The following is a 17,429-nucleotide window of genomic DNA, read 5'->3' on the forward strand; positions in this document are numbered from 1 at the left end:
CCCGGCGTCATACCGTTCGAATGCCAGATCCACCCAATCGGACGGAATAACCTGCATGTCATGATCTTGCCGGGCGGCCATGAAGTCGCCAGTCAGCAACGCCGTGCGGAGCGGTTCCGGTTGCGCGTTGAGCTGCGCCAGATAGTCCCCGCCCAGAAAGGCGTTGTCCTGCGTCTTCGCGGGTATGAAGGTCCGGGAGGGCACATCGACAAGCTCGCCTTCGATTTCAATCTGTGTGGGCTCCGTAAACCACTCGGTGCGGATTTCAGTGCCGTCCGTGATGAAGTTGCCCCACAGCAATTGACCGGGCGCGACCGTACCGAACAGCTCATGCAGCGGATCGAGCCAGGGAGCGAACCAGTCAACCAGATAGTCCCCCTGCCCACCAACGGGTGGGTTGGTCGCAATCAGCGCTCGGCAGCGTTGGCCGGGTCGCGTGGAGCGCAGCCAGCCCATGACGAACAGAACCTTGCGCGGGTCCATCTGTGCGCCCTCATCGAACGCTTTCAGGTCATGGTCACGGCCCTGCCAGTCTTCCTCGGCACCCGGCACACCCAAGTGACCGAATTCAATCATCCGGCCATCGGGTCCGATCCAGCGGGGCGGATTGCCGACAATCCGGCCAAGCCCCGCATCCCGCATGATCGCGTTCATACGCTCTATCAGGCCCTTGAGGGATTTCAGACTGTCCCGGAAGATCGCCACCTTGTGGTGAGCGAACAGCGAAAGCCCGGCAATCAGGTCCGTTTTCCCGCCGCCAGCCGCACCGCCATAGAGCGTCAAATCCGCGGTGCTGAAGTAACCCTCAGTTTGCGGTCCCTCTTGCGGACGCCACACGTTGAACTGCTCAAGCACCCCGGCTTCGTCCAGTTGCTTTTGAAGCGCAACCCGATCCTCCGCCGACATCCGCTCTATCTGCGTGATCAGCGTTTCAAGAGCGTTCATTCAACATCGCTAGTATCAGGGTCATGACACGCAGGCTCGCAACCTATTGTCTTGTCTCATGAACTTTTGAATCGGACTCTTAGAATGTGAAGGCAGGGCGACACAGGCGAGCTAATCAACGTCCAAAAGTCGCCCAGATACTTGGCCTGGTGCCAAAATCATGCTTGCTTATCGTTGCCGGTTGGTCGGCCATCGAGCCACGGCCCATCTCGCAATCTCGTCTGCTCTTGCCGCAAGTTGGTCCGGATTCCACTCCTCAATTTGCTCTGCAAAATTACGAGTAGTCGCAAAGACAGAACCGGCGAAGGCCTGGCGCTTAACACTGTAACCAGATCGAGCAACCTGCGGATTCATCTTCTCGGTAACGGGCAACAGATTTGCCCAACTGTTGACAACACTCTCCCAGTTCTCTCCGAACTCTTGATCCCATGACTCGGTAGGTGTCTGAGGAAGCACGTGCTCGATCTGGAAATTGTCTTGGGGGGTTTCGCCTACGCTCGCGATTTCTAGCTCCGAAAGAGCAAATTTATTGACCTTTCGATGATACAAATCACCAGTCCTTATAGCCAACTCGAAGTCTTCATCATGTGGCCAAGAGATCGTAGGCTTCCCACTAATGTAGGCGATAACTGCGCTAGGCTCTACCGGGATTTGTTCTTCAGCTTCTTCCGTGCTTTGGGTCAAATCTGCCCACATGCCTTTAAAGACCGCATGAAGACCCGTTGGCTCAAACCCACATATCGCACGTCGGAAAAGAAAGTCCTCAATCACTTTCAATATGGCAACTACTCTCTCCAACGATACTTCTTCATCCCGATGCGCATCAATAAGTCGAAGTATGAATGAGTAGGTGGACGAAGGCTTGTTGAGACGATGAATGCGATTTAATGCGTCCATCAACTTGCCGTCGAAATGATTGAACTGTTGGCCTGACTCAAGCGCCATGTAGGTGTCTGCGAAACGCGACATGTCGGTTATGATGTCGATCGGTCCGACCATGTCGGCCCATCTCTCTCTCAAGCTCACGAATAGCTCGCGTTTAGTGATATTGTGGTCGAAGACGAGCCCGTACGGAAAAAGGAACTTCTCGAGCAGGTCGTTCGAGTTGGATGAAGAAAAGCGCGCCGCGAAAGGCTCCCAGTGCTGCTCAAATATTCGATGCGCCTCTTCAGGTTCGTCATCAATCCTCGAAAAAACCTCGTTCCGAACAAGATCAGCAATGGTAATAGGTTCAGCGCGAGCGTTCAGTCTCTCGAATATCTTTGGTGCTACCGTAGGGTCTTTGAGAGAAATATTCACAAAACTCAAACGGCCAACAACTAGCTCAATGAGTTCCTGCAATTCTTCCAAACCGCGTTCTTGTAGCTCACGAGCCAACAGCGTCCTCATTCTGTTGTACTGGGCCGTCATACGTCCATTCTCTGCACCCGACGCAGTAGGAGGCTTAGGAGGATTGGACTGAATGTCAGGGTGGGTAGAAAATCCGGGGATCGACAAAACCCGGTCCCAGATGTTCTTGAATTGACGCCGATCTGCATACGATGGGATCAATTTGGTGTTGATGGGATTGTCCGCCATCCGTCGAACCAGGAGGTAGGTGCCAACTAAGTTAGCTGCAGCAGTCGTTTCTCCGGAACGCGCAATTGCTTCCACGGCTGCGGTAACGAAGAGGTAAATCGTGGAAAGTCTCTGCTGACCATCTACGATTTCAAATGGGATCGGACGTCCGGCGCGGACCCCACGCTGAACAGCTACGACGACGCCCATGAACTCTGATTGCGCAGCACCTTCACGAATCTCTTCGATGTCCTGCCAGAACCAATCAAGATTCTGTTTGGTCCAGCGGTAGGGTCTTTGGAACAGTGGGATTGTTAGAACACTGTCCCCAGACACGGTATCTGCAAACGACGTTTCAGCCTGTTCATCGGTAAACTTTAGTCTTGCGTCCATTGCTGATCGAACCCCAAGGTCAATGCGGTTGGCCTGATTTCCTCATGAGCATGGAGATTAGCGACATAACTGCCTGTTCGCTAGTAACGCTGCAACGTTCAAAAAAATAGAGTTGTCTGTTACCTTTCAAGTCCGAAGGCCGCTTTGGGTTGAGCTACTCATCCGGGTCGAACCGCTTCAAGGTCGGCAATGGGTCGGAAGCGCCAACGTGAGCACTATCGGCAAATGTCAGCTTCGCACTTCGGCATTGCCCCCTTACCTCATGGCCTCGTCCTCTCACGCAGCCTCCTTCGCCTCTTGCTGTGCTATCAGCCGATCCCACTCATACGAACAGCAGCACCGCCATCGTAATCGTCGTCGCTGCCCAATTCGCCTGCTCTGCACGCAACAGCGAACCGTCCCGTTTGAAATAGTCACTGAAATTGCTCGTGCCCATCACGGCCTCCTTGCCTCAAAATTCGCAAAGAAGGTATCTACAGATCTAGCGACCATTCAAACCGCTGGAATGCGGGTCGTCTTGAGCCCAATCGGTCTCAGTGTATCTGGGCGCGAACATGCCCTAGCAAAGCTAGTCTTCTAAGCCAAGCTCAGCGACGAAATATTCCCGCAGCTCTGCAACTGACGAAAACAGAACGTCTGGTTTTGAGACTTCCAGCTCTGACGTATCGGTGCAACCCCATGCTGAACCTACCGCGATCACATCCGCAGCGCGCGAGGCTTCAGTGTCCTGCGGCTGATCACCGACATGATAAGTTTCACTCGGTGATGCGCCTGCCTTAGACATAGCGAGCAGCAAACCCTCAGGATGAGGCTTCCGGTTCTTCACGTGATGATAGCCGACAACGATGGCTATCGGCCAGCTATGCGCCTTGATGAACGCTTTCGGCACCATGTCCGGGCTTTTTGTAACGATAGCTATCGTTTGGCCCGCGTCGTGCAGCTCTTGGATCAGATTGTTGACCCCCTCGTATACGGGAAGCTGTGACGCCCGCGCCATTACAGCTTTCCAGTTCCGAGTTGCACGGAGGTGCTCGACTGAAGATGTATCGACAAGGGTCTGGTCGAAATCGAAAATGATCATTTAGAATGCCATCGAAGTTTGAGCGCCGGTGCTACTTGGCTGCTCCGGAGCAGGCTCGATAGAAGGTTCCAGATTTTCGATATCTGCGAGTAACTGAGTGAGGGCAGCACCATCAGCGATGCCACGCGCCCATCGTTCAGCAATCATCATTTGATTGCCCTTAGTCTTATCCTCGCCTTTCCACTTCGCAGGGTGGTCGATGCACGCCAGAATGCGTTTTTGCTCACGGGAAAAGCGGACTGTGTGCATGGTGCCGCCCTTCACGTCAGTTTCTACAACAAGAACAGCGTCCGATAGGCCGCTCTGGATGCGATCACGCTCGGCAAATGCCGTTCGCATTGGTTTGAAGCCCAGCGGATATTCGCTGACGAGACAACCGCCGTTTTCCAGCAGACGTGAAGCTAGCCCACGATTGGCAGCGGGATAGACCTTATCCAGACCGTGCGCCATCACTGCGACCCCTACCCCGTGAGCGTCCAAGCAGCCTTCATGCCCAAGAGTGTCGCACCCATGCGCCAAACCGCTGACGATGATGAAACCAGCTTCGGCAGCGGTAGCGGCGGATTTCCGTGCAACCGCCTCACCATAGGGGGTCGGCTCTCTAGTCCCGACGACAGCAAGGCATTTTGAGGAGTGCAAGCCCGACGTATCACCTTTCACGTACAAAACAGCCGGAGGATCAGGAATTTTTCGCAGCCGCGTTGGGTACCCTTCGTCATGGAAGGAGTAGAACTTAATGCCGCTCGCTTCCGTATTCTCAAGCTCGGCCTCGGCGCGATCCCATGCGTTGCGGAGTTCGATTTCCGGTAGTTTCGCGCGCTTTACTCGGTCTACGATGATTTCCTTGGCTTCGCTATCGGGAACAGGACCATGTACGATACGCAGGGCAGCGCGCCTTCCTACTCCCTTGAGCTTCATTAGGGCCGTAAGGGCCAGAGAGGTCGATGATATGGACGATGTAGCCATGGCCTAGCCCTTTTTAAATTTTTCATCGTGCTCCTGTTCGCCCTGCTTCCAGAGATCGTCCCATTGGGAAGGAACTTGATCGTTGTCAGGATTAGGGCAGTAGTCGACACTTTCAGCCTTTGCAAACCCTACGCCGTAGACTTTGCTATCCGGATTTATAGCAAGAACCGCTTGAGCAATACGTGATAGTGTATCACCGCGAGTGATAATATCATCAAAAACAAAAACATGATCCGCATCTATTTTTACGGACTGGTATTTTGCTTTATCGAGTTCAGCAGTGCGCCCTTCTGCTGAATAAATATTATGAATCTTTCCGTGAACCTGTTTGGAGAGTGCGGCGTCAGTGTATTGCGCTCCGCAAATTCGAGCGCTTTCCTTGGCAATCCAGGGCACGGACCTCCCCGGATCAGCCTTGGTTTCGCTAGATGAAAGAGCCGGAATAAATGCTGACCTATTCGGATCAACACCGAGTTCCTTCATGAGGGCAGGGACAGCTTCGTAAAAGACAGACGCCCCGCCCCATTCTGCTTTTTTGTCCTTTTCTTTGAAGCGTATAAATCGAGCAGTCCAATGCTCACCTGTCTTATCTTTGAGTTTATAGCCAATTGCGTAAGAATAAGTCAGTCCGGTGTTAATGGTCAGTCTTGGGAACCCCATCCAGCCAGCAACCATCGTGTAGGGAATCATCGGCGCTCTCCCCCGCCTGTTATGCCTGCAGAAAATGTAGTGAGAGCAGGAATGTAATTCAACCATGAGGCGAGATCGACATTGTAGGACCGTGCCAGCCCTCACGCAGCCTCCTTCGCCTCCTGTTCGGCAATCAGCCGGTTGACTTCATAGGATAGCAGGACTGCCGTGGTAACGGTCGGGGCCGAGGCGTTTGCCTGTTTGGCGCTCTTCAAAAGAGCATCCAGATCGATCCGGTCGAACAGGTCCAGAAAGTCCGCTCGCTTCAAAAGATCGGGCTTGTTCAGGACCAGTCTGGACACAGCCGTGAAGCAGGCCGCTTGCCAATTCCCCCGGTTCTTCGTCGTGTTGATCAGCCCGAACACAAGCCGCAAGTGCTCTGGCCCGTGTTTCTTCAGGATCGTTTGGCAGGTTCGCCGGGCGCGGCTTTCGTGCCTTCCACGCGGTTTAATCGTGTGGTCCACGAAGTGCACACCGAACTCGGCGGCGATACGGTCTACATGCCCTCCGGAGGCCATCAGGAACCTACTTTCTGCAGCGATGCGAAGGCTGCTTCTGCTCTGTCTTTTGCGGATTTTGGCTTTGGCTGCGGCACCTGTCCTCTCGCGGGTTTCTTCTGCAACCGCACGATCTTGTTCAGGACGCGATTTTCCAGCGTCAGGAGCCAGTTTCTCGCGCACTGCAGGCGCAACTCATCTTCAATCGTCGCATTCGGCCTGGCTGCCGCTCTCTTGCGGATTTCAACCTGCCTCTGGGCTTCTTCTATCTGCTCTTTGAGGTGATCCATTGTCTTTGCCCCATTCTTGTTTTTGTTTTGTTCTGGCGGCGCTTTACGCCTGCCCTATCGACTTCCAGAATGCGATGGTCTGGCTAATCCGATCTTCCATGTCCGGCGCGTAGCAGATGAACGGCAGTTCCAAGTCCTGGAACCCTTTCCGCCGTTGCTGGTGGAGCTTCAAAACCGCGTCGTATTTCACCGGGTCTTGGGCTTTGAACACGATCCGCGGGCCGCAGACGCCGAAGGCCATCAGCCGCCGCTGAAACTCCCCCGCCTCGTCGATCAGCTCTTGCAGGAACTCGTGAACCTCAGCGATAGCCGGGGCGAACTTGCGGCCCTTCGGAATGCCGTTGACCGGGCAAGCCGCGATAAGCCCGGCTTCAACCGGATAGCTCTGGAACACTGCCGACATGCCAGCCGCAAACGTCTTCGGGTCGTGCAGGTCCGAGGCCCGGTAGAGCCCGATCAATCCCCGTGCCATCCACGAGGCCTGTTCAGCCATTGGCCTACCCTCGCCCTTTAGAGCGGCCGAAAGAGCTCTCAAGGTCAAGAACTGCTCCGGCGTGGGAGGAACCATCGTCGCCCCAAGGGTGCGGGCCATCCTCAGCAGCCCGGATCTCCCGCTGCAGCTCGTCAAAAGCGTTTGCAAGCTTCTCGCCGTTTGATCGATTGCCCACCGGTCGGCCACGGCCTGCGGGTTTTCGCTCCGCTGCATTGCGGCACCAATTGCGCCATGTCGCATCCCAATCGAGCTTGGAAGCTTTGGCTCCAGTTGCTGAAATCCAGTAGTCTCGGAATTTGTTGGCCTCATGCCGCACCTCGTCCGTTGTCAGGCCGCAAGCCTGAGCGTCTTGGATGTTTCGATTTGAAAGGGTCCAGTCAGGGGGGAGCCGGGTTCCCCTTTTTTGGGAACCTTTAGGTTCCTTTTTATCTGGTTCTGGTTCTGGTTTAACGCGCGTTAGTTCAGCGGTCGCTTTTGTTAAGCTGTTGTTTTTATTAGATCGAGAGCCGTTTTCACGGTTTTTATCCCGCAGTTTCGACAGAGTTTCGAGCTGTTTTAGCGCGCGATAATTCGTCAGAAACTCGCCTGAAACGACGATTTTATCTGCCGCAATCAGCTTCTCGCGGATGCTCTTCCACTTGCGAATTGAGCAGCCGAGAAGCCCGGAAATGTATCTTGCATCATCCGGTAGATCGCCACCCTGCATGTAGATCAGATCCAGTATCACCCGGTAGGTGCACTTGACCTCGAACTCCATGCCAATGGTGCCTTCGATGAAGTCACGCGGATAGGCTTTGTAATATGGAAGGCCGTTCACGCGGCGACTCCACGACTCAACCAGAGAGTGGTATTTGTTTCACTATGAAAAAGCCTGCTGTTTGGCTCGCAGTCGGAGCCGCAATACCGATATCTTTTATCGTTGCCTGGATGCTTTTGGACAACGCCTGCGACGGATTGGGAAGTGACAAAGTCGTAAGCGAGTGTTGGCGTGGATGGGTTGGTTCTTGGAGTGGGTGGGGCGCAGCGGCCGGCGCTATTTTCGCGGCTTGGTGGGCGGTAACCGAGACGAAAAGGCAGACCAAGAAACAAGCAAATCAGTTTGTGTTCGCAAATGTCGAACAACAACTGGACGATTTGATTCGTCAACAAAAAGCGGTCAAAGCGAGTTCCGAGGCCTTGTCTGATGCCATCGAATGGATTCGGGATATAGGCGATCCCAAGCACCAAACGCCTCCGGGACAAACAGCCCTTCGAGAACTCTTCGAACGCGTCTATCTTCCCCGAATTGAATCCCACAGGGAGGATTTGACTCCTGCTTTGGCCAACAGTCTCGCAACCGCCAAAGGAATAATGGAACATTTGGTGGCGAAATTGAATGCTGAACCGCGCGTTGCGATCTTCGCGGCACAAGGGTGCGCTGATTTGTGCAAACCAGTCTTCGAGTTTTTTGAGGCAGAGGCCGAAAGGCTTCAGTCTGCTATCGAAAAGAAACAGAAAATTCGGAACCTCTACGGTGACGATATTCTTGCTGTGTCTGAAATCAAAACTCCAGACATGTAAACTCACGCCACACCGTCGCTTTGGCAGACAATCCTCCTCACTCATCCCTCCACCCTCTCCCCGCGAAGGATCACGAGAGTTCGGGAAGCCTGATCCAGCAGTGCATCAAGCCGCTTGATGCATTCTTCCTGCTCTTCCGCTGTAAGCTTTCCATCCGCATAGGCATCCATGACTGAGCCGGTTGCCTCACCGAAGGATTTCATCAGGTCTGAGAGAGACGAGAGTGTGCTGGTATCGCCTCGGCATGCAGTCCTGCGGACCAGATCAAACCCTGCCATGTCGGCCAGAACTTTGGTGACCGGCGGAACCCGCCCGCTCTCGACAACGTCAGCTTCAAGCTCCGCAATCGCCTTGACCGGCAGAAAGCGTCTGTCCTGGCCCTCAATCGTCGTGCAGCGCTGGATTTGGTAGGCCTGCTTGTAACCGGTGATTTCAAGCGCCCTCACCGGCCCTCCTGCCAGTTTCACAAGGTCTTTGCTGGCAAGAGACAGGCGGTCGTATTCTTCGCGGCTCAGATAGTCCATGGTGCTGTTATTCCATCCTCACAACCGTGAAGGTCTTTTCTGGAGTTGCTAAATCCGGGGCATGGATGAGAAACAAACGCCCCATAGGCTTTGGCTTGTTGCTTCTGGAACCCGGCGCCCCGATGGCCTTGCGGAGAGGCTAAGAAGGCGCCGGATCACGTTGGTGTGGAGCTGCGACGCAGAACCATGTGGCTCCGAAAGCTCACCCGAACGAAGGGCAAGCGGTGATGACTTCGCGCCCTTCTAGGCGGCGACATTGCCTTCGGTATCCTGCCGAGCGGCGACGTTCGCGGCATAAATCTCGTTGGGCTCTGTGCCAGCCAGATCCGCAAAGATGTCCCAGTATTTTTCCGGGATGCCTGCAGACGGCCACTTGTACGGGCCCCACTTCGACAGCTTCAACTCGCGGGCATTCGCTTCCTCGACGATCTTCTCTGCGCCGCCTGCGCTATCGATAAGTTCAGCGATGGTTCTTTCTTCTAACATCGGGCAAACAGCCTTAAATATGGATTTAAATTCCAATATTGGTATTGGCGATTTTTTCCAACCTGTCAATTCCGAATTGGAATATCTTTTGGAAATGACTTGGAACAACCGAATTGTTGAACTTCGGAAAGAGAAAAAGCTCTCTCGCGCCGAGCTGGCACGGCGAGCCGATGTGAATTACGACGCGCTCAACAAGTCGGAACGTGGAGAGGTTGAGCAGCCGCGCGGTGACTTCCTTGCACGGATTGCCCAGGCCCTCGGTACTACCGAACAGTTCCTGCGATATGGCAGCGAAGGCGGCGGAGATCAGACAAAGATCACCCCGAGAGGTCTGGTTGTCCGCGGCGAAGTAGCTGCCGGACTTTGGCTTGAGGCTGACCTTTTCGAAGGCGAAAAGGAAGAGCGATCAACCCTTTTTGGCGGCGATAAGCGCTATTCAGCCGACGCTCAATACCTGCTTCGCATCAAGGGCGAGAGCCTCAATCGGATCGCCCAGGATGGCGATTTGATTTTGTGCGTCGACTACCTTCAGGCCGGATTTGAAATCAAAGCAGGTGACTTGATCGTCGTGGAGCGGTCCCGAGATGGTGGGCACACACTTGAACGCACAGCAAAGCGCATCATCCGGCACAATGGGGAAATCGAATTGCGCCCGGAATCAAATGATCCGCGTTTTCAAGAGCCAGTAATCTACGACGAACACAGCGAGGAAGCCTCAGAAGTCAGGATACTTGCGAAAATTTTGAGTGTAATCAGACCAATCGAATAGGTAAGACGTGCTTGCTATTGGAATTATTATTGCACTTTTGCCAGCTGTGTTCATCACCCTTGGCGCACTCCAAGACCAAGGAATACTAAAAGGCTCCTTCTGGTACAAATATGACTTTTCGAGTGGAAAATTTATCTTAGCATTTTATGCAGTAGTAGCCGTTACTTTGCTTGTTCTGTATCTAACGGGAAACCTTGTCGGCGGTGGTTCAGATTGTTTCATCGACTGGGATGGAAGATCAAATCCGTTGTCCTGCTGAGCTATCCCTAACTCTCTCTCCTCTGTAGTAAATTATGTTCTGTCGATTAGAGGGGGGGAAGGGTTCCAAGCCATAGCCCCCCTCCCCCTTAGGAACCCCAGAAGGCAGGAAGACAATGGCCTGTGTCTTGTCGACCGGAGCCGGGAATGGGACACGTACGCTAGGACGCCTTTCGGCTAATCCGTCCTCAGTTTCCAGCAGCACCGTAGAGCTTTCGGCCCCCGCGCTCGTGGTTTTCATCCGGCAGGGAATTGCGCCCCGTCTCCGCGGGCAAAACATAGCTGTCCCGAAATTCTTCCGCCAAATATAATTGGATTTAATTTCCATTTTATGTTGACACCTCTTTTTATTGGATTTAAATTCCAATTCATCAACAGCGAAACGAAGACGGCACCCCGCTAGATCTTCCGCAAAGCTTCAAGAGGAAAAACGCCCATGTCTCTCAACGCCGACACCACCTTCTATTCAATCATCTGCGACCTCGGCCAGACGGTCTATGCGCAGGAACTCGACGTTGAAGAGATGCGGTTCAACAAGATCGTTGAGGACATCCGGGACGGCCAGATTGAGAACGTGAAAGCGGTCTTTGAATTCAATCCCGCTGAGGGCTGGTCAAACGACATCACCGCCGACGTGATGGCGGCTGCATTCCCCGAACAGGACGAAGACGACGGTTACAGCGACTACCGTGCTGAGCGGATTACCGGCGCTGTGGCTGGTGTTGAGCATCGGATGGCGGCTTGAGCCGCCTCCCCTTGCCGCCGCAACTTCGCGGCGTGTCCTATAGGGGTTTTAGCCTGCTGTCTTCCGCACTTTCCCATGCCGGATTGGCTGCAATGCTCCTTCTGGCCCTCACCATCTTGAGCCACTTCCGACACTGACCGAATTGCAGCGGGTTTTCCTCCCCGCTGCATACCCTCCCCCGGCTGGATCATGCGGCGCCAGCCGGGGGCAACGAAAAGCCCGATACCGGGCACTGACCATCCTCCCACCAACTGGCCGGATCTTCCGGCCCCTTTTTCAAACTGCCGATGGCGGTTTCAACAAGGCGACTCCGGAGACCCCCAAATGGATTTCAATATGGTCTTGATGACAGACGACGGCGAGCAGCGCCGCTTCTATTGCGAGAACGGCTTTGTCTCTCGCGTTGTTGCGGCTGTGTTCGCCGAGAACCGGGCCGACGCTGAACGGGTCTGCAAGATCCTGAATGAGCATGCACAGCGCTGCGAGCGATCCCATGATTGAAGCGATTGAGTGGGATGGTTCAACAATCACCGAGCCCGGCGTCTATACCGGCATCGATCTGGCCGACTATCACGGCAAGCTGGACCTTCTGGATGCGCCGAGCGTTTCCAAGTCATCCCTGAAGCATCTGTTTCCAGCCCTTGGCGGCAGCCCGAAGCAATTCTGGCATCTTTGGAAGCACAATCCGAACCACATCACGCTCAAGCCCACCAAGGCGCTCAACATGGGCCGGGCCGTTCATTCGCTCATGCTCAACGACGAGGTCTTTGCGGACAACTTTTCAGTTCAGCCGGAGACCTATGAGGACATCAAGACCGGTGCGGAAAAGCCTTGGAGCAACAACGCCAAGGTCTGCAAGGCATGGACGGAGGCACAGGAAGCGGCCGGCAAGGCTGTTGTCACCCTTGAGCAGATCGAGAAGATCAAGCGGATGGCGGAAGACGCTGCCCGCGATCCTATGGTGCAGCAGGGCATTCTGAACGGCTCTGTTGAGCGCTCGATGTTCTTTAAGGACGCCAAGACCGGCCTTTGGTTCAAGTCCCGCCCGGACAACGTGGCGATAGACGGCTTTTACGCCGACCTCAAAACAACCTCTTCCATGGATGAGCGGTTCATCCGCCGTCAGATCAAGGACAATGGCTATTTCGTTCAGGGCGGCGGCGTAAGGCGCGCGGCCCGCGAGCTTGGCCTGCCCTTTGACAGCTTCTGGAATGTCTACGTCTCCACCGGCGACACACCGGACACGCAGTCCGTCGAGTTGGCCCCGGAAGATCTGGAGCTTGGCGAAGCTGTCATTCGCAAGGGCCTCGACACGATTGCCCGGTGCATGGCGTCCGGCTTCTGGCCGGGAGCCCGCCCCTTTGAGGCCCGCCCCGTCCGCATCGGTGATTGGGACCGGGAAGCCATTGAGCAAGACCTTCAAACCCCGCAACTGGAGCAAGCCGCATGAGCCAGACTTCACAGCTACAGCAATACAGCACATCCGCAGCGCAGGTCGGCATTGCCTCCGACCAGGGCGCGAAGATCGCCCCGCAGAACCTTTCCGAGGTTGTCCGGTTCGCCGAGGTCATGTGCCGGGCTGATATCGCCCTGCCGAAGCACCTTCGCGGCAATGCCGGTGCCTGCATGGCTGTCGCCCTTCAGGCCATGGAATGGGACATGTCGCCCTTTGCGGTCGCCTCCAAGTCCTATGCGGTAAACGGACAGATTGCCTATGAGGCGCAGCTCATCGCCGCCGTGGTCAACACACGATCCGGCATTCAGGGCCGCTTGCGCTATGCCTTCGAAGGTGAAGGCGACAAGCTAACATGCACTGTGACCGGAACACTGGACGGGGAAGAGTACAGCTACCAGTCCCCGCCAGTCGGCGCGATCACCACCAAGAACTCACCCCTGTGGAAGACCGACCCGCACCAACAGCTTGGCTACTACTCCGCCCGAGCATGGGCGCGCAGATACACGCCCGAGGTTCTGCTTGGTGTTTATGACCGGGAAGAGGTTCAGAGCTTCCAGGGGCCTGATAACGCGGTGGATGTCACCCCGAGCGGTGCGCAACGCCTTGCAGCCAAACGCGCTGAGCTGGCTGAAAAGCAGGAGACAGAACAACAGCCAGCCGAGCCGGAAGAAGGCTTCAATCTGGATTTGGTGGAATGGGTCGCCTCAGAAGCAGCGAAGGACAGCGACAACACGGAGAACAAATCATGAATCACGACATCGTTCTGTGCTCTGGCACCAAGCGCTCCCGGCCCATCGTGATCAAAACCGAGACAAGAACGGCTCTTGACCACCGCTGCAAAAAGGCATCGTGGAAGAACCCGCAAGGCGGTCAGCGGATCACAATCACCCTGCCCCGCATCGATGCATTGAAGGGAAAGCAAGGCTGATGGGGTTCCAGTTCTTCAATCCCCATGCCCGGACCGCGTTCACGCTGGACCCGAGCGGCAAGGCCCACAAACGGATCAAAGATGAAGAGCATCTGGCATTCATCCGGCAACTGCCAAGCCTGATATCAGGCATTCAGGGCTGTGAGGCCTGCCACGTCCGCTACGGCGATCCGCGCCACCGCAAACCGAGAACAGGCAAAGGGGTAAAGCCGGATGATGCGTGGACGGTGCCATTGACGCCAGAGGAACACCGCCTCCAGCACAGCATGAACGAACAGGCGCATTGGCAGAGCGTTGGGATCGACCCGCTTGAGGTTGCCATTCAGCTCTATGCCGTCTCGGGAGACATCGAGGCGGGGCGGGAAATTATCATGAAAGCCAGGAATCAAACCAAATGAACGATCAAGAGATGCAGTTCCTTCCAAAGTGCGAGCGCCTAGCCGCAAAAATGATCGATCAATTGGATCTCGTCACAATGGTCTTGGACACATCCGAACGTCGGGAGGTCTTTCAAGGTGCACTTATTGTGTGTGCCAGGACTGCCATCAAGCGTGCGCTGAAGACAGACCCACTCCTTGCTCAACGCCTTGCCGCTTCCTTCAACGAAGGTATCGATCTAGCACTTAGAGAAACTGACTAATGGCACTACCGGAAAATTGGGACGAAGACACTCCAATCACGCTTGCAGAGGCCTGCAAGGTGCTGTTTCGCGGGGCCATCAAGCCCGCAACTCTGAAGGCAGAGGCAGAGCGTGGAAAACTTGTGCTGGAAAAAATCGGCCGCGCGTATTTCACTACACCCAAAGCAATTCGCGAAATGAGAGAGCAATGCCGCGTCCAAGAAAAGCCCCAAGGCTCGCACTTAGAAAAGACACATCAGGAAAACAATGGGTCATCCGGGACGGGACAAAATACGTTCGCACAGGCTGCGCTGAATCAGACTTTGAAGGAGCTGAAAAGCGGCTCCAAGAATACCTTACGGAAAAGTACCAACCGACCAACAGCCTCGATCCTCGACTTATCCCAATCGCGGACGCGCTGAACTTCTATGCTACCCACCATATTCCAAGATTGGCGAACCCGAAAAACGAAGCCTACATTCTCTCCGCTCTGATCCCGTTCTGGGGGACTCTGTGTGTCGCCGATGTGATGGATTCGAACAGCAAGCGCTACACGACGCGGCGACTTGAGCAAGGCGTGAAGAGTGGCACAGCCCGGCGGGAATTGAAGCTGCTGCAAAGCGCGGTCAACATGTACATGAAGGACCGTAAAATCCAGTTCATGTGCCGCATGGAGATGCCTGCTGCTGGCGAGAGCAGATTGCGCTGGCTGACCAGATCTGAAGCCGCTGCATTCATCCACGCAGCGCGGCGCAGAGGTAATCACCATATTGCCCGCATGGTACTTATCGGGGTCTACACCGGCACGCGCGCAACGGCCATCCGCTCAATGCGCTGGTGCACGAGTTTGGATGCTGGATACTTCGACCTTGACCACGGTGTCATGTATCGCAAAGGCTCCACAGAAAAGACCACGACCAAGCGCCGCCCGAGCATCCGTATCCCTTCCCGCCTTCTTCCTCACCTTGAACGCTGGCAGCGTCTGGACGGTATCTGCACACACGTCATTCATTGGGATGGTCAGCCGCTCACCAGCACAAAGCGCGCTTGGAAAAACAGTCGGGTTGATGCCGGTCTAGGTGATGATGTCATTCCCCACACACTTCGCCATACTGCCGCAAGCTGGGGTATCCAGAACGTTGAAACGACACAGGACTTGCAGTCGCTTGCAGACTTTCTGGGTATGTCCCTCAAGATGCTTTTGGAAGTTTACGGGCACTTGAATCCCGCACACCAGCAGGCAGCGTCCGACGCGATCAGCCGCAGGCCGGGCGCTCTTTAGAGAGAACGAAATGGCATCCGCTCAGAAACCGCTCAGAAACCCCGGAACATATCAGAAATAACCGGCCATTTCCGGAATCAAAAACCGCAGAAATCCGCCGTTTTTCAGTACGGTTCACTCACTGGGGGTGAAGGGGTCGTCGGTTCAAATCCGGCCTGCCCGACCAAACATTTCAATAACTTANTTGCAGACTTTCTGGGTATGTCCCTCAAGATGCTTTTGGAAGTTTACGGGCACTTGAATCCCGCACACCAGCAGGCAGCGTCCGACGCGATCAGCCGCAGGCCGGGCGCTCTTTAGAGAGAACGAAATGGCATCCGCTCAGAAACCGCTCAGAAACCCCGGAACATATCAGAAATAACCGGCCATTTCCGGAATCAAAAACCGCAGAAATCCGCCGTTTTTCAGTACGGTTCACTCACTGGGGGTGAAGGGGTCGTCGGTTCAAATCCGGCCTGCCCGACCAAACATTTCAATAACTTAGGCTTTTTTTGCAAATTTCTCTGCAATGAAATTGCAATGAAACCCTGTGCATCTATTGGTCAGACTGACAGTTTGACCCCTGTTTGTTCTCACATTTCATTTTAGCAGGTTGCAACCTCGGCCTAGTGATGACGCTATGCAGCGGAGGGCAGCTCCGAACCCTAACTCAACTTTGCGAACGGGATGGTTCGGAGGTGGTGTAGCCTCCCGCACGCAAGCTTAACCACCTCCAGCGCCTGGATTGTTCCAAACAGTGGAAAGCCTCCGAGGGAGGAAATGTCCAAGCGCTCTATGATCGTTCGATCAGGGTTTGTCGCGACCGTAATGTGTGGATGGAAAGAGATATCGACTTTTAGTTTCGCCCTTTGAGGGCCTTCGTAGAGCTGTTGATGCAATGCGGCCAATTGGGAACTTCCGGCCGAGCTGAGAAGTAATAGTTTGTGTGTTTTTTCAAAGGGATCGTGAGTTACCTCACCTGAAACGAAAGACACGTCAAACTGCGATGTCCGGTCGGCTACCGCCTCGCAGTGCCCCAAGAACTCATGCGGGCGGATTTTCATCAGCCCAAACACGAGAGTGACGTGCGGGGGGACGAGCATGGCTCTGGCCGGCTCATTCGCGACCCGAAACCGACGAATGCGTTCGGCGACACTCGGCTCAAACTGTGGGTATGCCAAGACGTAAATCATTGCGACATGGTGGGGAAATCAGCACCATGGGTCAACGACCGCTTTGTCCGCATTGCTGCCCTAAACCAACAGCCAAGGCGCTAACGCCTTGGCTTAATCCATGTGCTGTGAATTTTCGCGACAATCTGAACGACCAGCCAAAAAGCACCGAGAAGCGGCAACATCAATTGCGCTTCCCTTGCCGCGAATTCGACAACACCGTGAATATTTGGCCATGCAATTGCGCCGGCAGCAACAGGCACGGTGACCAAGTCTTGCTTATTCATTTTCGAAGCCCATTTTGATTTCGTCGTACCATTGGCTGCACCGCTCGATCCGGGCAACCGCCGGTGCAGTCCACGACAATCAACGCATTGTCGCGCCGCTCCCTGATGACCAGAGAGCCAACATCAGCACCGTCCTTGGTATCGACACCCTTACGGCTGATTTGTTCCTCAAACCGCCGCCCGTGGACTGGCTGCAAGACTGTCTTGTCTTTGCCCCCTTGCGCCACATCCACGGACAGCACATCCATCGGCAATCCGGCATCAATCCCGGCGTCATACCGTTCGAATGCCAGATCCACCCAATCGGACGGAATAACCTGCATGTCATGATCTTGCCGGGCGGCCATGAAGTCGCCAGTCAGCAACGCCGTGCGGAGCGGTTCCGGTTGCGCGTTGAGCTGCGCCAGATAGTCCCCGCCCAGAAAGGCGTTGTCCTGCGTCTTCGCGGGTAT

General features: G+C 54.9%; 20 protein-coding genes and 2 pseudogenes. 9 read left to right on the plus strand and 13 right to left on the minus strand.

The window, feature by feature from the left end:
• From OA90_RS26460 to OA90_RS26500, 9 genes and pseudogenes are all read right to left on the minus strand, one after another.
• Positions 1 to 945 (minus strand): annotated as a pseudogene (locus OA90_RS26460) (terminase family protein); the annotation flags it as partial.
• Between the two features lie 168 nt (positions 946 to 1,113).
• Positions 1,114 to 2,895, minus strand: a complete 1,782-nt coding sequence (locus tag OA90_RS26465; protein WP_068419907.1) for a DUF262 domain-containing protein — start codon at positions 2,893 to 2,895, stop codon at positions 1,114 to 1,116.
• Between the two features lie 568 nt (positions 2,896 to 3,463).
• Positions 3,464 to 3,976, minus strand: coding sequence for an HAD-IA family hydrolase (locus OA90_RS26470; RefSeq protein ID WP_068419909.1), 513 nt, complete (start codon positions 3,974 to 3,976; stop codon positions 3,464 to 3,466).
• Positions 3,977 to 4,942 carry a DNA-processing protein DprA gene (locus OA90_RS26475; RefSeq protein ID WP_068419911.1) on the minus strand — a complete coding sequence of 322 codons (966 nt, stop codon included), beginning with the start codon at positions 4,940 to 4,942 and terminating at the stop codon, positions 3,977 to 3,979.
• 3 nt (positions 4,943 to 4,945) lie between these two features.
• Positions 4,946 to 5,632 (minus strand): phosphoribosyltransferase, encoded by a 687-nt coding sequence (locus OA90_RS26480; protein ID WP_068419913.1) that lies wholly within the window; start codon positions 5,630 to 5,632, stop codon positions 4,946 to 4,948.
• A 101-nt stretch (positions 5,633 to 5,733) separates the two neighbouring features.
• Entirely contained in the window at positions 5,734 to 6,150 is a 417-nt protein-coding gene (locus OA90_RS26485; RefSeq protein ID WP_068419918.1) for a hypothetical protein, read from the minus strand.
• Entirely contained in the window at positions 6,150 to 6,419 is a 270-nt protein-coding gene (locus OA90_RS26490) for a hypothetical protein (RefSeq protein WP_068419920.1), read from the minus strand. The genes OA90_RS26485 and OA90_RS26490 overlap by 1 nt, the downstream gene beginning before the upstream one ends.
• Before the next feature lie 43 nt (positions 6,420 to 6,462).
• Positions 6,463 to 6,912, minus strand: coding sequence for a hypothetical protein (locus tag OA90_RS26495; protein ID WP_156510680.1), 450 nt, complete (start codon positions 6,910 to 6,912; stop codon positions 6,463 to 6,465).
• A gap of 4 nt (positions 6,913 to 6,916) precedes the next feature.
• The gene (locus OA90_RS26500) at positions 6,917 to 7,729 is read right to left on the minus strand and encodes a DUF1376 domain-containing protein (RefSeq protein ID WP_068419923.1); all 813 of its coding nucleotides are present in this window, start codon (positions 7,727 to 7,729) and stop codon (positions 6,917 to 6,919) included.
• Here OA90_RS26500 and OA90_RS26505 point away from each other — a divergent pair.
• The gene (locus OA90_RS26505) at positions 7,714 to 8,472 is read left to right on the plus strand and encodes a hypothetical protein (RefSeq protein WP_068419926.1); all 759 of its coding nucleotides are present in this window, start codon (positions 7,714 to 7,716) and stop codon (positions 8,470 to 8,472) included. The genes OA90_RS26500 and OA90_RS26505 overlap by 16 nt on opposite strands.
• Positions 8,473 to 8,513: 41 nt before the next feature.
• Here OA90_RS26505 and OA90_RS26510 read toward each other — a convergent pair whose 3' ends face one another.
• Both OA90_RS26510 and OA90_RS29160 read right to left on the minus strand, forming a co-directional pair.
• Positions 8,514 to 8,996 (minus strand): hypothetical protein, encoded by a 483-nt coding sequence (locus OA90_RS26510; RefSeq protein WP_068419928.1) that lies wholly within the window; start codon positions 8,994 to 8,996, stop codon positions 8,514 to 8,516.
• 243 nt (positions 8,997 to 9,239) lie between these two features.
• The gene (locus OA90_RS29160; protein WP_068419930.1) at positions 9,240 to 9,482 is read right to left on the minus strand and encodes a hypothetical protein; all 243 of its coding nucleotides are present in this window, start codon (positions 9,480 to 9,482) and stop codon (positions 9,240 to 9,242) included.
• Between OA90_RS29160 and OA90_RS26520 the strand changes: the two genes are divergently transcribed.
• The 8 genes from OA90_RS26520 (at position 9,463) to OA90_RS26555 (ending at position 15,539) form a co-directional block, all read left to right on the plus strand.
• The gene (locus OA90_RS26520; protein WP_199823859.1) at positions 9,463 to 10,251 is read left to right on the plus strand and encodes a LexA family transcriptional regulator; all 789 of its coding nucleotides are present in this window, start codon (positions 9,463 to 9,465) and stop codon (positions 10,249 to 10,251) included. The genes OA90_RS29160 and OA90_RS26520 overlap by 20 nt on opposite strands.
• 694 nt (positions 10,252 to 10,945) lie before the next feature.
• On the plus strand, positions 10,946 to 11,254 hold the full coding sequence (locus OA90_RS26525) for a hypothetical protein (protein ID WP_068419934.1): 309 nt from the start codon (positions 10,946 to 10,948) through the stop codon (positions 11,252 to 11,254).
• A gap of 324 nt (positions 11,255 to 11,578) precedes the next feature.
• Complete coding sequence (locus OA90_RS28820; RefSeq protein ID WP_156510681.1) at positions 11,579 to 11,755, plus strand: hypothetical protein; 177 nt, start codon at positions 11,579 to 11,581, stop codon at positions 11,753 to 11,755.
• Entirely contained in the window at positions 11,748 to 12,704 is a 957-nt protein-coding gene (locus OA90_RS26530; protein ID WP_068419936.1) for a PD-(D/E)XK nuclease-like domain-containing protein, read from the plus strand. Before OA90_RS28820 ends, OA90_RS26530 begins: the two co-directional genes overlap by 8 nt.
• Complete coding sequence (locus tag OA90_RS26535) at positions 12,701 to 13,459, plus strand: recombinase RecT (RefSeq protein WP_068419938.1); 759 nt, start codon at positions 12,701 to 12,703, stop codon at positions 13,457 to 13,459. Before OA90_RS26530 ends, OA90_RS26535 begins: the two co-directional genes overlap by 4 nt.
• Positions 13,460 to 13,559: 100 nt before the next feature.
• Positions 13,560 to 14,036 (plus strand): hypothetical protein, encoded by a 477-nt coding sequence (locus OA90_RS26545; protein WP_199823860.1) that lies wholly within the window; start codon positions 13,560 to 13,562, stop codon positions 14,034 to 14,036.
• Positions 14,033 to 14,278, plus strand: a complete 246-nt coding sequence (locus tag OA90_RS26550) for a hypothetical protein (RefSeq protein WP_068419943.1) — start codon at positions 14,033 to 14,035, stop codon at positions 14,276 to 14,278. The genes OA90_RS26545 and OA90_RS26550 overlap by 4 nt, the downstream gene beginning before the upstream one ends.
• A gap of 187 nt (positions 14,279 to 14,465) precedes the next feature.
• The gene (locus OA90_RS26555) at positions 14,466 to 15,539 is read left to right on the plus strand and encodes a site-specific integrase (RefSeq protein ID WP_068419945.1); all 1,074 of its coding nucleotides are present in this window, start codon (positions 14,466 to 14,468) and stop codon (positions 15,537 to 15,539) included.
• Positions 15,540 to 16,791: 1,252 nt separating this feature from the next.
• Here the strand turns inward: OA90_RS26555 and OA90_RS26565 are convergent.
• Entirely contained in the window at positions 16,792 to 16,977 is a 186-nt protein-coding gene (locus tag OA90_RS26565) for a hypothetical protein (RefSeq protein ID WP_068419949.1), read from the minus strand.
• Positions 16,974 to 17,429, minus strand: a pseudogene (locus tag OA90_RS29170) (hypothetical protein); the annotation flags it as partial. The pseudogene OA90_RS29170 and the gene OA90_RS26565, both read right to left, overlap by 4 nt.

Origin of the sequence: Labrenzia sp. OB1, assembly GCF_001624695.1 — a bacterium.
Lineage (GTDB): Bacteria > Pseudomonadota > Alphaproteobacteria > Rhizobiales > Stappiaceae > Roseibium.